Origin of the sequence: Kitasatospora sp. NPDC127035, assembly GCF_042726075.1 — a bacterium.
Classification (GTDB): domain Bacteria; phylum Actinomycetota; class Actinomycetes; order Streptomycetales; family Streptomycetaceae; genus Kitasatospora.
Genome location: NZ_JBHXDN010000034.1, coordinates 87,701 through 102,190, shown reverse-complemented (window position 1 = coordinate 102,190; position 14,490 = coordinate 87,701). Strand labels below are relative to the sequence as shown.

Sequence of the window (14,490 nt, the reverse complement as noted above, 5' to 3'; positions counted from 1 at the left end):
CCTCCGGGCGCTTCGTTCTTTCGTGTTTCCAGCTTACCAGACGTTTTCCGCTCCGTTTTCCGGAGTTTCACTCACCTGACTCGCTTTCGTACTTTGAGCTTATCAGACGCTTTCCGCTCCGCTTCCGGCGCTTCCTTCGTCCAACTCGCTGGCGTCTTCTGCGGCTTGACGCCCCGTCCGACGTTTCAAACTCTAGCCGACCCCCGCTCCGAAAAGCGAATCCGGCCGCAATCCCCTGAAATGAGCACACCGAATAAGACCTGCGCCGTGAAAGCCGAAAGGCATGACGCGACACGATCCGCACGGGAAGTGGTGTTTCAGAGGATTGGCCGCCCCGGGACCGTCCGCGCTGATGCGTGTCCGGTGCTCCCTGCCGAGCGACTAGAGAACACTACGCCCGATGGGGTGGAGGTGCAAACCCTCCCGGGCGGCGCCGGCCGCGGAAAGCCCGCAGGCCGGTCCGCCGGGGAGCGGACCGGCCTGCGGGGCCCGGCGACGGACGGGGGAACCCGCCGTCGGGAGGCTCAGCTGTTGGTCGGGAAGCCGAGGTTGATGCCGCCGTGCGAGGGGTCGAGCCAGCGCTGGGTGACGGCCTTGCCGCGGGTGAAGAAGTGAACGCCGTCCGCGCCGTAGGCGTGGGCGTCGCCGAACAGCGAGGCCTTCCAACCGCCGAAGGAGTAGTAGGCGACCGGAACCGGGATCGGCACATTGATACCGACCATGCCGACCTCCACCTCGTACTGGAAGCGCCGGGCGGCGCCACCGTCGTTGGTGAAGATGGCGGTGCCGTTGCCGTAGGGGTTGTCGTTGATGAGCGCCAGACCCTCCTCGTAGGAGGCGACCCGCACCACCGAGAGCACCGGGCCGAAGATCTCGTCGGTGTAGACGGACATGCCGGGCTTCACGTGGTCGAACAGCGTCGGGCCCAGCCAGAAGCCGTCCGCCGTGGGCGCGCCGTGACGGTCCTCGACCGTGACCGGGTGCTTGCGGCCGTCGACCGCGAGCTCGGCGCCGTCCGCGAGACCGGACTCGACGTAGGACGTGACCTTGTCCCGGTGCTGGCCGGTGACCAGCGGGCCCATCTCGGACTCGCCGTTGCAGCCCGGGCCGACCGTGAGGGTGGCGATCCGCTGCTTGATCTTCTCGACCAGCTCGTCGCCGACCGGGTCGACCGCGACCAGGACGGAGACCGCCATGCAGCGCTCGCCGGCCGCACCGAAGCCGGCGTTGACGGCGGCGTCGGCGCTCAGGTCGAGGTCGGCGTCGGGCAGGACCAGCATGTGGTTCTTGGCGCCGCCGAGCGCCTGGACGCGCTTGCCGTAGCGGGTGCCGGTCTCGTACACGTACCGGGCGATGGGGGTGGAGCCCACGAAGCTGACCGACTTGATGTCCGGGTGCTCCAGCAGGCGGTCGACGGCCACCTTGTCACCGTGCACGACGTTGAAGACGCCGTCCGGCAGGCCGGCCTCCTTCCACAGCCCGGCCAGGAAGTTGGCGGCGGACGGGTCCTTCTCGGAGGGCTTGAGGACGACGGTGTTACCCGCGGCCACCGCGATCGGGAAGAACCACATCGGCACCATGGCCGGGAAGTTGAACGGCGAGATGATCGCGACGGGGCCGAGGGGCTGGCGGATCGAGTAGACGTCGATACCGGTGGAGGCCTGCTCGGTGAAGCCGCCCTTGAGCAGCTGCGGGATGCCGCAGGCGTACTCGACGACGTCCAGACCGCGGGCGATCTCGCCGAGCGCGTCGGAGTGCACCTTGCCGTGCTCGCCGACGATGATCGACGCCAGCTCGTCCCGGCGGGCGTTGAGCAGCTCGCGGAAGGCGAAGAGCACGGAGGTGCGCTTGGCGATCGACGCGGTGCGCCACTCGGTGAACGCCGAGGCGGCGGCGGCCACCGCCTGGTCGACCTCGGCGGTCTCCGCGAAGTCGACGTGGCCCGTGACCTGGCCGGTGGCCGGGTCGAAGATGTCACCGCGACGGGGCGCGGCACCGGCGGTGGCGACCGGCCGGCCGCCGATCCAGTGGGTGATGTGCTTGCTCAAGGTCCGTCTGCCTCCGAAGTCCCGGGCGGCATCAAGCCACCGGTCCCTTGTGTGACGCCGCCCGCGCGGTGGCCGGGCGACGGGGTCACGGGGCTACCGCGCTCGGCACCCAGTCTGGTCGCCCTCGCCGACGGGCTCAACGAACAGGCTGACGGGTATCGACGGTTCAGCCTTACAGGTCGTCGGGCGGGCGCCCGGAGAGCAGGCCGGAGTGGCTCCCGAGGGCCGGGAGGAGGGGGCGCGGGGCGGACGACGGAGGGCGCAGGGCGGGAGAGGTCACGCCTCCTCCTCGTCCTCCAGGTACGGGTCGTGCAGGCCGTCGGCCGCCTCCTGGGTCTCCAGCAGGTCGAGCCTCAGGTCCTGTGCCCACGCGAGCGCCCACCGCTTCAGCGCGTCGACCTCCTCCGCGGGACAGCCCCGGGCCCGGAACCGGCCGTCGGCGGCCTCGGCCAGGGTCTCCAGCCGGTCGGCGAGCACCGCGGGCTGGAAGTCGGCATCGAGCGCGGTGGCCAGCGCGAGGAGCTCGCCCTCCCGGTACCAGGCGGTCAGCGCGTGCACGTCGATGAGGTCACGGGGCAGGGCCCGGTCGGCGAGCAGCGCCGTGGTGAGCGCCGCAGCGTCCTCCAGCGCGACGGCCGTCACCGCCAGCGGGGCCTCGGGCCCGCCCAGGCCGACCCGGACCGGCCGGTGGCCGAGCGGTTCCTTCCGCAGTTCGACGGCGTGCGACCTCCCACCGAGGGTGAGCCGGACGGAGAGCTGTTCCATGCGCGGCGTGCCCGGCCGCTCGGCGACCCCGCCGCCGGCCGCCCGGTAGGTGGCGGCCAGCTCGGCGGCGGCCTGCGGCAGGTCGGTGGTGCCGTCGGCCACCAGGGTGAGCCCGTCCTGGGGGCAGGCCGGAACGCCGTGGGCGCGCAGGGCGTGCCCACCGGCGAGGGCGAGTCCGGTCCGGTCGCAGACGGGCCTGGCCAGTTCGGCGAGACGCAGCTGGGCCGGGTCCGGGCGGAGGGACGGGTCGACGGCGTCCGGGGCAGTGGTCACCCCTCCAGTCTGGCGCGCCGCGCCATCCCGTGCGCCGCTCCCCCGCACCGTTCCGGGCGGGTGGCTGCCGGGCCGCCGAGCCCGACCGGCAGGGGGACGGCCCGGAGACGGCCCGGGGACGGCCCGGCGGTTCACCCGTCGCTGAGCCCCGCGGCGGCCTCGTGGAGGACGAGCTCCAGGACGACCGGGTCGTTGAGCCGTCCGGTGCCGTCGGGCGGGACCAGCCAGCGGACGCCCCGGCTGCGCCGGCCGGGGTGCGGCACGACGATCCAGGTCCCCTCGCCCGCGCAGCGCACGCCGGTGCCGACCCACCGGGCGGCTGTGCCGACGGGGACCAGGAACCCGATGTGCTCGTCCCCGAAGTCGGCCAGGACCGGTCCGCAGGACCGGGCGCCGAGCAGGTCCACGGCGGGCCGGCCGAGCCGGCCGGGCACCGAGAGAAGGTCCCAGCGACGCCCGGCGGGGAGCAGCATCAGGCCGAAGCCGGTGCGTTCCCACTGTTCCCGGAAGGCCTCCGGGTCCGGTGCCGCCTGGGCCAGCCAGTGCAGTCCGGTGTGTTCCATGTGTGGTCCCCGCTTCTTCGCGTCGGTGCTGTCCGAGACACGGCGGGGGACAGTGAGACCCGCCGTCACCAACGAGAGGCGGACGGCGGGTCTCTCTTACACAGGTCCAAGGGTCGCCCGGGTCACACCTGGGCGACCCGACGGCCGCGGCCGTCGGCTACCGGCTACCGGTCAGCTGTCGAAGCCGAGCCCCATCCGGTCGAGGGCGCGCAGCCAGAGGTTGCGCCGGCCGCCGAGGCGGTCGGCGCGCTCCAGCGACCGCGTGGTGATCTCGATGCCCGCCCAGCGGACCGGCTCGGGCGGGAAGGGCAGCGGCTTGCGGCGGACCATCTCCAGGTCGGTGCGTTCGGTGCGCTCCCCCGACAGCAGGTCGAGCATCACCTCGGCGCCGAAGCGGGTGGCGCCGACGCCGAGGCCGGTGTACCCGGCGGCGTACGCGACCCGGCCGCGGTGGGCGGTGTCGTAGAACGCCGAGAACCGGCTGCAGGTGTCGATGGCACCGCCCCAGGCGTTGGTGAAGCGGACGCCGTCCAGCTGGGGGAAGCAGCGGGCGAAGTTCTGCGCCAGGGTGTCGAAGGTCTGCGGCCGCTGGTCGTACTCCCGGCGCAGGTGTCCGCCGAAGTGGTAGACGGCGTCGTAGCCGCCCCAGAGGATCCGGTTGTCGGCGCTGAGCCGGAAGTAGTGGAACTTGTTCGCGCTGTCGCTGAGGCCCTGCCGGCCGCGCCAGCCGATGGCGGCGAGCTGCTCGTCGGTGAGCGGCTCGGTCATCAGGGCGTAGTCGTACACGGGGACGATGTACGGACGGACGCGCCGGAGCAGGGACGGGAAGGCGTTGGTGCCGAGGGCGACCTTGCCCGCGAACACCCGGCCGTGCGGGGTCCGGACGCTCATACCGGCGCCGTCGTCGTTCAGGTCGAGCGCGGGGGTGTGCTCGAAGATCCGCACCCCCTGGGCGAGGCACGCGGCCCGGAGGCCCCAGGCCAGCTTGGCGGGATGGACCATGGCCACGCCGTCCCGGTCCCAGACGCCGCCGAGGAAGGTCGGCGAGTCGACCTCGGCCCGCAGCGCGTCGGCGTCGAGCACGGTGAGGTCGAGGCCGTACTCGGCGACGGCCTCGGCGAGCTCGTGGAGTTCGTCGAGCTGGTGGGGCTGGGTGGCGATGTCGATCTCGCCGGTCCGCTCCCACTCGGCGTCGATGCCGTACCGCTCCAGGGTCGCCTCGATGCCGTCCAGGTTGGCGGCGCCGAGGCGTTCCAGCCGGCCGAGTTCGGCGGGCCAGCGCTGCAGGCCGTTGCCGAAGCCGTGGGTGAGGCTGGCGGCGCAGAACCCGCCGTTGCGCCCGGACGCGGCCCACCCGATCTCCTGCCCCTCGACCAGGACGACGTCCAGCGAGGGGTCGCGTTCCTTGGCGATCAGGGCCGTCCACAGGCCGGAGTAGCCTCCGCCGACGACCAGGAGGTCGCAGGTGGTGGGACCGGCCAGGGCCGGCAGGGCCGGGGGGCGGCCGGGGTCCTCCAGCCAGAAGGGGGTGGGCCTGGCGTCAGCGAGCGCGCGGGCGGAGTCCATGCATTATCAGCCACTTTCTGCACGTAGAACGGTACGGAGGGTTGGTCAGGCGGCGGCCTTGCGACGGTTGCCGAGCCACTGGCCGGCCACCGTGAGCACGACCGCGGCGGCGAACATCGCGGTGCCGATGACGTTCACCTGGACCGGGATGCCGCGCTGCGAGGCGCCCCAGACGAACATCGGGAAGGTGACCGTGGTCGGTCCCGAGTTGAACTGGGTGATGACGAAGTCGTCGAAGGAGAGCGCGAAGCTGAGCAGCGCGCCCGCCGCGATGCCGGGGGCGGCGAGCGGCAGGGTGACCCTCAGGAAGGTCTGGACGGGGGTCGCGTAGAGGTCCTGGGCGGCCTGTTCGAGCCGCGGGTCCATGCTCATCACACGGGCCTTGACCGCCGTCACCACGAAGCTGAGGCAGAACATGATGTGCGCGATGAGGATGGTGGTGAAGCCGAACGGGATGCGCATGTTGAGGAAGAGCGTGCCGAGCGAGGCGGCCATCACCACCTCCGGCATGGCCATCGGCAGGAAGATCATGGCGCTGGTGGCGCCCTTGCCGCGGAACCGGTAGCGGGCCAGTGCGAAGGCGACCATGGTGCCGAGCACGGTGGCGCCGACGGTGGCGGCCACCGCGACCTGGAGGCTGAGCGACAGCGAACCGCACATCTCGGCCACGCCGCAGGGGTCGGTCCAGGCGTCGGTGGAGAACTCGTTCCACTCGTAGTTGAACTTGCCGACCGGCTTGTTGAACGAGAAGGCGAGCACGACCAGGTTGGGGAGCACCAGGTAGGCGAGGGCCAGCAGGCCGGCGAGCACCACCAGGTTGCGGCGGATCCATGTGATCACTCTGGACATCAGACCAGTTCCTCCGTCCCGGCCTTGCGCATGTAGACCGTCACCACGCCCAGGATCAGGGCCATCAGGATGAAGCTCAACGCGGCTGCCGTGGGGTAGTCGAGCACGTTCAGGAACTGCTTCTGGATGCCGTTGCCGACCATCTGCTCGCTCGGCGAGCCCAGCAGCTGCGCGTTGATGTAGTCGCCGGACGCCGGGATGAAGGTGAGCAGGGTGCCCGCGACGACGCCGGGCAGCGAGATCGGGAAGGTCACCTTGCGGAAGGTCGTGAACGGGCGGGCGTAGAGGTCGCCGGCGGCCTCGTGCAGGCGCGGGTCGATCCGCTCCAGCGAGGTGTACAGCGGCAGGATCATGAACGGCAGGAAGTTGTAGGTGAGACCGCAGACCACGGCGAGCGGGGTGGCGAGCACCCGGTCGCCGGAGGTGAGGCCGAGCGCGCCGGTGACGTCGAGGACGTGCAGCGCGTCGAGCGCGCCGACCACCGGGCCGCTGTCCGAGAGGATGGTCTTCCAGGCCAGCGTGCGGATCAGGAAGCTGGTGAAGAACGGCGCGATCACCAGGATCAGGATGACGTTGCGCCAGCGCCGGCCCGCCTTGAACGCGATGGTGTAGGCGAGCGGGTAGCCGATGGCCAGGCAGAGCACGGTCGCGGTGGCGGCGTAGCCGAACGACCGGACGAAGTGCCACCGGTACTCGACCAGGGCGTCCCAGTACGTCGCGACGTGCCAGGTGACCCGGAAGCCGTCCTCCAGCGAGCCGGTCTGGAGCGAGGTGGACGCCTGGTACACCATCGGCACCGCGAAGAAGACGACCAGCCAGGCGATGCCGGGCAGCAGCAGCCAGTACGGGGTGAGCCGTCGCCGGGGGCGCGGTCCGGGACCAGGGGGGCGGGCGCCGTCGGGGGGTATGGCCTCCGCGGGGGCCGCCGGGATGGTGGTGGTCATGCCGCCGCCTCCCCGGTGCCCGCGTCGATCGCCTGGGCGGCGTCCAGGGCGAAGGAGTGCGCCGGGTTCCAGTGCAGGACGACCGGGGCCCCGGGGACGATCCGGGCGTCGCGCTCCATGTTCTGCTCGAAGACGGTGACCTCCTGGCCGCCGTCCGTGCGCACCAGGTACTGGGTGGAGACGCCGATGAAGCTGGAGTCGACGACGGTGCCGACCAGGCGGTTGCGCCCGTCGGCGACCTCGGCGGAACCGTGCTCGATGGTGATCTTCTCCGGCCGTACCCCGAGGTGGACCCGCTTGGCCTCGGAGGCACAACGGGCCCGGGGCACGGTGAGCCGGGTACCGGCGGCGGTGAGCAGCAGGTCCTCGCCGGCGCTGCCGGTGACGTCGGCGGGCAGCAGGTTGGACTGGCCGAGGAAGTTGGCCACGAAGGTGGTGGCGGGGTTCTCGTAGAGCTCGGCGGGTGCGCCGAGCTGTTCGACCCGGCCGCCGTTCATCACCGCGATGGTGTCGGCCATGGTCATGGCCTCCTCCTGGTCGTGGGTGACGTGGACGAAGGTGATGCCGACCTCGGTCTGGATCCGCTTGAGCTCCAGCTGCATCTGGCGGCGGAGCTTGAGGTCGAGGGCGCCGAGCGGCTCGTCGAGGAGCAGCACCTGCGGGTGGTTGATCAGGGCGCGGGCCACGGCGACGCGCTGCTGCTGGCCGCCGGAGAGCTGGTGCGGCTTGCGCCGGGCGTACGCGCCGAGCTCGACCAGTTCGAGCATGTCCTCGACCTGCTTCCTGACGTCCTTCTTGCCGCGCCGGCGCAGGCCGAAGGCGACGTTCTCGAAGATGTCGAGGTGCGGGAAGAGCGCGTAGCTCTGGAAGACCGTGTTGACCGGGCGCTTGTACGGGGGCAGCGCGGTGACGTCCTGGCCGCCGATCAGGACGGTGCCGGAGGTGGGCTCCTCCAGACCGGCGATCATGCGCAGGGTGGTGGTCTTGCCGCAGCCGGAGGCGCCGAGCAGGGCGAAGAAGGAGCCCTGCGGGACGGTCAGGTCGAGCGGCTGGACGGCGGTGAAGGCGCCGTAGGTCTTGCCGATGCCGGTGAGGCGGACGTCGCCGCCGGCCGGGGTGCGCAGCTGGTCTGTCATGGGGGTCTCTCTGGTCGCGGCCGTCGGGGGTCAGGCGCCGATGAGCTTGGAGAACTTCTCCTCGAAGGAGCTCTCCTCGGCCTCGGTGAGGGTGCGGAAGACGTGCGCCCTGGCCGCCATCTCGGGGGTGGGGACGACCAGGGGGTTGGCCGCGGTGTCGGGGGAGAGTGCGGCGAGCTCGTCCTTCATGCCGGTGACGGCGGAGACGAAGCCGATGCCGGCGACCAGCTGCGCCGCGATCTTCGGCTGGTAGTAGAAGTCGATCAGCTTCTCGGCGTTGGTCTTGTGCTGGGCCTTGGCCGGGACCAGCAGGTTGTCGGTCGAGGAGACGAAGCCCTTCTCCGGTATGACGAACTCGATGTCCGGGTTGTCGGCGCGCAGCTGGATCAGGTCGCCGCCCCAGGCGACGCAGGCGGCGATGTCGCCGGAGGACAGCTCCTGGCCGTAGTCGTTGCCGGTGAAGCGGCGGACCTGCTTGCTGTCGACGGCCTTCTGCAGCCGGGCGATCGCGGCGTCGTAGTCGTCGGCGGTGAATTTCGCCGGGTCCTTGCCCAGGTCGAGCAGGGTCATGCCCACGCTGTCGCGCATCTCGGAGAGGAAGGTGACCCGGCCCTTGAGGTCGGGGTCGTCGAGCAGTTGGGAGATGCTGCCGACCTCCTTGCCCCTGGTGGCCTTCCGGTTGTAGGCGATGACCGTCTGGATGCCGGCCCAGGGGTACGAGTAGAGCCGGCCCGGGTCCCAGTCGGGGGCGCGGAAGCGGGACTCGACGGTGGTGATGGCGGTGGTGACGTTGGCCGGGTTGAGCTTCTGCGCCCAGCCGAGGCGGATCAGCCGGGCGGCCATCCAGTCGGTGAGCACCACCAGGTCGCGGCCGGTGTCCTGGCCGGCCGCGAGCTGCGGTTTGACCTTGCCGAAGAACTCGACGTTGTCGTTGACGTCCTCGGTGTACCTGACCTTGATGCCGGTGGCGGCGGTGAAGGCCTCCAGGGTGCCGTGCTTCTCCTTGTCGTTCTCGTCGGCGTCGACGTAGAGCGGCCAGTTGGAGAAGTTGACCTCCTTCTCGCCTTCCGAGAGGTCCTCGGCGGCGTTGGCGGTGGAGTCACCGGTGCCGGCGGTCCTGGCCGGCGGGATACCGCAGGCGGCCAGGGTCCCGGCGCCGGCGGCCAGGGCGGCGGCGCGCAGTACGGTGCGGCGGCCGACCGCGGCCCGGCCGCTGGTGAGGCTGCGTTCCCAGGCCTTGCGGACCGGATCGGGCAGACCGTCGGTGAGCTCGTTGAACGCCATGGAACGGGCCTCCTGGGGCAGGGGGGTGGGGGTCCCCGGGGGTTATCTGTCTCCGAAGACGGTGCGGTGCCAGTCCTTGCGCGCCACAGCGGTGGTGTCGAACATGACGTGCTTGACCTGGGTGTACTCGTCCATCGAGTACTGGGACATGTCCTTGCCGTAGCCCGAGGACTTGTAGCCCCCGTGCGGCATCTCGCTGATGATCGGGATGTGGTCGTTCACCCAGACGCAGCCGGCCGCGAGCTCGCGGGTGGCGCGCAGCGAGCGGTGGACGTTGCCGGTCCAGGCGGAGGCGGCCAGGCCGAAGGGGGTGTCGTTGGCCAGCCGCAGGCCCTCGTCGTCGGTGTCGAAGGGCAGCACCACCAGCACCGGGCCGAAGATCTCGCCCTGGACGACCTCGCTGTCCTGCGCGGCACCGGTGATCAGGGTCGGCAGGTAGTAGGCGCCGGGGGTGAGGTCGGTGCCGTCGTGGCCCTCGGTGCCGGTCGCGCCGCCGGCGACCACGGTGGCGCCGGCCGCACGGGCGCGCTCGACGAAGCCGGCCACCCGGTCCCGGTGGGTGTGGGAGACCAGCGGGCCGAGGTCGGTCCGCGGGTTCAGCGGGTCGCCCACCCGGACGGCCCGGTACAGCTCCGCGACGCCGGTCACGAAGGCGTCGTAGAGCGGCCGCTGGACGTAGGCGCGGGTGGCGGCGGTGCAGTCCTGGCCGCTGTTGATCAGCGAGGCGGCGACCGCGCCGTGCACGGCGGCGTCCAGGTCGGCGTCGTCGAAGACCACGAAGGGGGCCTTGCCGCCGAGCTCCAGGTGGGTCCGCTTGACGGTCGCGGCGGCCAGCTCGGCGACCCGGCGGCCCACCGGGGTGGAGCCCGTGAAGGAGACCATCGCGACGTCCGGGTGGGCGACCAGGTGCTCCCCGGCGGTCCGCCCGGCGCCGGTGACCACGTTGACCACGCCGTCCGGGATGCCGGCCAGGGTGCAGGCCCGGGCGAACATCAGCGAGGTCAGCGGGGTCAGCTCGGCCGGCTTCAGGACGACGGTGTTGCCCGCCGCGATCGCCGGGAGGACCTTCCAGGCGGCCATCTGCAGCGGGTAGTTCCACGGCGAGATCGAGCCGATCACGCCGATCGGCTCGCGCCGCACGTACGAGGTGTGGTCACCGGAGTACTCGCCGGCCGCCCGGCCCTCCAGGTTGCGGGCGGCGCCGGCGAAGAAGGCGGTGTTGTCGATCGTCCCGGGGACGTCGAACTCGGTGGAGAGCTTGATCGGCTTGCCGGTCTGCGCGGTCTCCACCCGGGCCAGGTCGTCGGCGGCGCCGGTGAGGACGGCGGCCAGCCGGGTGAGTGCCTCGGAGCGTGCGCCGGGGGTGGCACCCGCCCACTCCGGCAGCGCGGCCCGGGCGGCGGCGACGGCCTCGTCGACCTGCCCGGTGGAGGCGAGGGTGACCTGCTCGACCACGCTGCCGTCGGCGGGGTTGACGACCTGGAAGGGCTCGCCCCTCCCCCGGTCCGACCGGCCCGCGATGTACTGCGCGCCCGCGCCGAAATCGGTCAGGTCCATCTGGTTCCTCCAAGTTCCCGGTGGTTCGACCGCCCGTACGGCGTCCTTGATCATCCCTGCGGGGCCGCACGCGCCGGTGGACGAGGGGCCCGTTCGGCGTGGTCGGACTGGTCGAGTCGCCGCGCCCGCGGTCCAGGGGAATCCGTTCCGACAGGTCGCCGGGATCCGCGATCCTGGCAAGACCGATGGGGGTCCGGCAAGGGATTCCGCTGTTGCTTTCTGGTTACGCCACGGATTCCGGGGGTGATGCCCGTGTTTCGCCACAGCCGACCCGCTGACCATGCCCAATGCCGCAGGGGCGTGACAAGGGTCACTCCGCCAACCTCGAAGCTCAGGGCCTTACAGGGTGCAAAGGTTCGGTCGGGGTGACAGGTCGTCGCCGGGATGGATGATTTACCTGACACTCTGAACCCTGGAGGCAGCGATGCTCCCCACCGTCGCCCATGTCCTGGACCTGGAGGTGATGCGGCGCGGCCTGCCCCAGGTGGTCGCCGGCGCCGCCCATCTGGAACGCCCGGTCCGCTGGGTGCACGTCAGCGAGCTGCCCGACGTCGCCGGCGTGCTCCAGGGCGGCGAGCTGGTCCTCAGCACCGGCATCGCCCTCCCCGAGGACCGCGAGGGACTGGCCCGCTACGTCCGCGACCTCGCCGACGTCGGCGTCGCCGGGCTGGTCATCGAGTTCGGCCGGCGCTACTTCGACACCCTGCCGCGGGCCCTGGTGCACGCCGCCGAACAGCGGGGCCTGCCCCTGATCGCGCTCCGCCGCGAGCTGCGCTTCGTCGCCGTCACCGAAGCGGTGCACGCCCTGGTGGTCAACGCCCAGCTGGAGCAGCTGCGCACCTCGGAGGCGATCCACCAGGTCTTCAACGAGCTCGTCGTGGAGGGCGCCGAACCGGTCGAGGTGGTCCGCCAGGTCGCCCGGATAGCGGGTGCCCCGGTCGTCCTGGAGAACCTCGCCCACCAGGTGCTGACCCACGACCCCGCCGGCCGGCCCGAGGCCGACCTGCTGGAGGACTGGGAACGCCGCTCGCGCGGGGTCCGCCCGCCCGGCCGCACCGGCCACGACCCGCGCAGCGGCTGGCTGGTCACCACGGTCGGCGCCCGCGGCCAGGACTGGGGGCGGCTGGTCCTGGTCCAGGACCCCGGCCCGCTGTCCGACGACGGCCCGCACCCGAACACCATGCTGCTGGAGCGCGGCGCCTCGGCCCTGGCCCTCAACCGGCTGGTGGTCCGCGACCGGGAGAGCCTGGAGCGGCAGACCCACCGCACCCTGCTCTCCGGCATCCTCACCCATGCCCTCACCGTCTCCGAGGTGGCACTGCGCGCCCAGGCGCTCGGCGTCCCGCTGGAGAGCCGCCGACTGGTCGGCGTGGTGCTGCGGCAGCGCCGCGGCCCGATCCCCGCCGCGCTGGAGGCACAGGCCCGGCTGCGCGACTTCACCGAGCTGGCGGCGAGCGCGGTCCGCGCCTGCCGGCTCTCCGCCCTGGTCGGCGCGCTGGACGACGAGGGCGTCGGCGTCCTGATCGCCCTCGGCCCCCAGCAGGAGGAACACGCCTCGCTGGACGCCTTCGCGGCGGCGCTGCGAAGGCTGGCCGCCGAGGCCGCACGCGACGCGGCCGCGCCGTCCCCCGTCGTCGCGGTCGGCTCCTCGGTCGGCTCGGTCCGCGACGCCCGGCGAACCCTGCTGGAAGCCACCCAGGTCGCCGACGCCGCCCTGCACGACGCGCCCGGCGGCCGGGCGGCGGCGTACTACCGGCTGCCCGACGTCCGGCTGCGCGGCCTGCTGCACCTGCTGCGCGACGACGCCCGGCTGCAGACCTACGTGGAACGCGAGCTGGGCCCGCTGCTCGCCTACGACGCGGAGCACAACGGCCAGCTGGTCCGGATGCTGCGGATCTATCTGGAGCAGGGCCGGAACAAGTCGGCGGCGGCCGACGCCGCGCACCTGTCCCGGCCGTCCTTCTACGACCGGCTGCACAAGGTCGAACGGATCCTGGGGGTCGACCTCGACCAGGTGGAGTCCTGCCTGTCGCTGCACGTCGCCCTGCTCGCGCTGGACGCCGTCCGGCGCTGAGCGTGACCCGCCGCGAGGCGGGCCGCCCCGTACGGCCCGCCTCGGCGCCGGGTCGGTGGGGGTCGCCGGTGCGGTGGGTCGCCGGGGCGCTGGGTGTCAGGGTGTCAGGGCGCCGGGTGTCACAGTGTCAGACGCCGGTGATCCGGCCCCAGACCTTGTGGAGGACCGGCCGCTCCGCCGAGGTGACGTCGCGCATGGTGTGCAGCCGCGCGCGCATCTCCTCGGTCGGGAAGACCAGCGGGTGCTCGGCCAGCTCCGCCTTCTCCTTCTCCCCGCTGGCGGCGAGCACCTCGCGGGCGGCGGGCACCGGGCAGATGTACTGCACGGCGGCGGCCAGCTCGGCGGCCACCTCCGGCTGGTAGTAGTGGTCGATCAGCTGCTCCGCGTTGCGCTTGTGCCCGGCCCGGTTGGGGACCAGCAGGCTCTCCGCCCAGAGCTCGCCGCCCTCCTCCGGCACCACGAAGTCGAGGTCCGGGTTCTCCGCCATGAGCTGGACGGCGTCCCCCGAGTACGCCTGGCAGGCCAGCGCGGCGCCGGAGGCCAGGTCGCTGGTGTAGTCGTTGCCGGTGAAACGCCGGACGTGCCGGGTGTCGACCATCTTCTGCACCTGGTCCATGGCCCGGTGCGCGTCGTCCGCGGTGAACGCGGCGATGTCGGCGCCGTGGGCGAGCATCAGCAGGCCGAGCGCCTCGTCCAGTCCGGCGAACAGGGTGACCCGGCCCTTGAGGTCGGGCGCCCAGAGGTCGGCGGTGGAGCGCAACTCGCGGCCGAGTTCCTTGCGGTTGTAGGCGATGCCGGTGATCCCGGACTGCCACGGCACGCTCCGCCGCCGTCCGGGGTCGAAGGCCGGCGCCGCCAGCTGCGGATCCAGGTGGGCGGTGACGTGGGGCAGGTTGGCCCGGTCCAGGGTCTGCACCCAGCCGAGCGAGACGTACCGTCCGGCCATCCAGTCGCTGACCACCATGAGGTCCCGGCCGGGGTCGGTGCCCTGGGTGAGCACCGGGCCCATCTTGCCGAAGAACTCGTCGTTGTCGTTGATGTCCTCGGTGTAGGTGACGGCGATCCCGGTCCGCTCGGTGAAGGCGTCCAGGGTCGGGCGCCGTCCGTCGTCGTCGGCGTCGATGTACTGGGTCCAGTTGGAGAAGACCAGCCGCGGCTCGTCCCCGGAGCGGTCGGGGGCGGACCGGCGTTCCTCGGCGACGTACGCGGACGGGATTCCGCAGCCCGTGAGGGTGCCGGCGCCGAGCAGCCCGGCGGTGCCGAGCACGCTGCGGCGGGTCAGGGCACGGCGGGTCGGGGTGGTGGGGGACATGGGGGCCTCCGGGGCGTGGGGCGGGCCCCGGCGCCCCGGGCCCCCCGGGCGCCCCCGCGGGTGTGGTGGGGGCGAGGGGCCGGGGGGCGCCCCCCCCCACCGGCAGGGGGGCCGCCCGC

General features: G+C 72.3%; 11 protein-coding genes. 1 reads left to right on the top strand and 10 read right to left on the bottom strand.

Annotation, left to right across the window (positions count from 1 at the left end; translation table 11 throughout):
- Positions 1 to 524 precede the first annotated feature (524 nt).
- From ACFWIC_RS23320 to ACFWIC_RS23280, 9 genes are all read right to left on the bottom strand, one after another.
- On the bottom strand, positions 525 to 2,048 hold the full coding sequence (locus tag ACFWIC_RS23320) for a CoA-acylating methylmalonate-semialdehyde dehydrogenase (protein ID WP_380519911.1): 1,524 nt from the start codon (positions 2,046 to 2,048) through the stop codon (positions 525 to 527).
- Positions 2,049 to 2,324: 276 nt separating this feature from the next.
- Positions 2,325 to 3,086: a hypothetical protein gene (locus tag ACFWIC_RS23315; RefSeq protein ID WP_329951696.1), complete on the bottom strand. Its 762-nt coding sequence runs from the start codon at positions 3,084 to 3,086 to the stop codon at positions 2,325 to 2,327.
- A 131-nt stretch (positions 3,087 to 3,217) separates the two neighbouring features.
- Positions 3,218 to 3,649, bottom strand: a complete 432-nt coding sequence (locus ACFWIC_RS23310; protein WP_329882912.1) for a hypothetical protein — start codon at positions 3,647 to 3,649, stop codon at positions 3,218 to 3,220.
- A gap of 171 nt (positions 3,650 to 3,820) precedes the next feature.
- A complete protein-coding gene (locus ACFWIC_RS23305; protein WP_329951695.1) occupies positions 3,821 to 5,215 on the bottom strand; it encodes an FAD-dependent oxidoreductase in 1,395 nt (464 codons plus the stop codon).
- 45 nt (positions 5,216 to 5,260) lie between these two features.
- A complete protein-coding gene (locus ACFWIC_RS23300) occupies positions 5,261 to 6,064 on the bottom strand; it encodes an ABC transporter permease (protein ID WP_380519910.1) in 804 nt (267 codons plus the stop codon).
- A complete protein-coding gene (locus tag ACFWIC_RS23295; RefSeq protein WP_329882909.1) occupies positions 6,064 to 7,008 on the bottom strand; it encodes an ABC transporter permease in 945 nt (314 codons plus the stop codon). Before ACFWIC_RS23295 ends, ACFWIC_RS23300 begins: the two co-directional genes overlap by 1 nt.
- The gene (locus tag ACFWIC_RS23290) at positions 7,005 to 8,144 is read right to left on the bottom strand and encodes an ABC transporter ATP-binding protein (protein ID WP_380519909.1); all 1,140 of its coding nucleotides are present in this window, start codon (positions 8,142 to 8,144) and stop codon (positions 7,005 to 7,007) included. Before ACFWIC_RS23290 ends, ACFWIC_RS23295 begins: the two co-directional genes overlap by 4 nt.
- A gap of 30 nt (positions 8,145 to 8,174) precedes the next feature.
- Complete coding sequence (locus ACFWIC_RS23285; protein ID WP_380361828.1) at positions 8,175 to 9,428, bottom strand: spermidine/putrescine ABC transporter substrate-binding protein; 1,254 nt, start codon at positions 9,426 to 9,428, stop codon at positions 8,175 to 8,177.
- Positions 9,429 to 9,470: 42 nt separating this feature from the next.
- The gene (locus tag ACFWIC_RS23280; RefSeq protein WP_380519908.1) at positions 9,471 to 10,985 is read right to left on the bottom strand and encodes a gamma-aminobutyraldehyde dehydrogenase; all 1,515 of its coding nucleotides are present in this window, start codon (positions 10,983 to 10,985) and stop codon (positions 9,471 to 9,473) included.
- A gap of 424 nt (positions 10,986 to 11,409) precedes the next feature.
- On the opposite strand from ACFWIC_RS23280, the gene ACFWIC_RS23275 reads away from it, so the two are divergent.
- Positions 11,410 to 13,059, top strand: a complete 1,650-nt coding sequence (locus ACFWIC_RS23275) for a PucR family transcriptional regulator (protein WP_329951689.1) — start codon at positions 11,410 to 11,412, stop codon at positions 13,057 to 13,059.
- A gap of 127 nt (positions 13,060 to 13,186) precedes the next feature.
- Here ACFWIC_RS23275 and ACFWIC_RS23270 read toward each other — a convergent pair whose 3' ends face one another.
- Entirely contained in the window at positions 13,187 to 14,371 is a 1,185-nt protein-coding gene (locus ACFWIC_RS23270; RefSeq protein WP_329882904.1) for a spermidine/putrescine ABC transporter substrate-binding protein, read from the bottom strand.
- Positions 14,372 to 14,490: the final 119 nt, after the last annotated feature.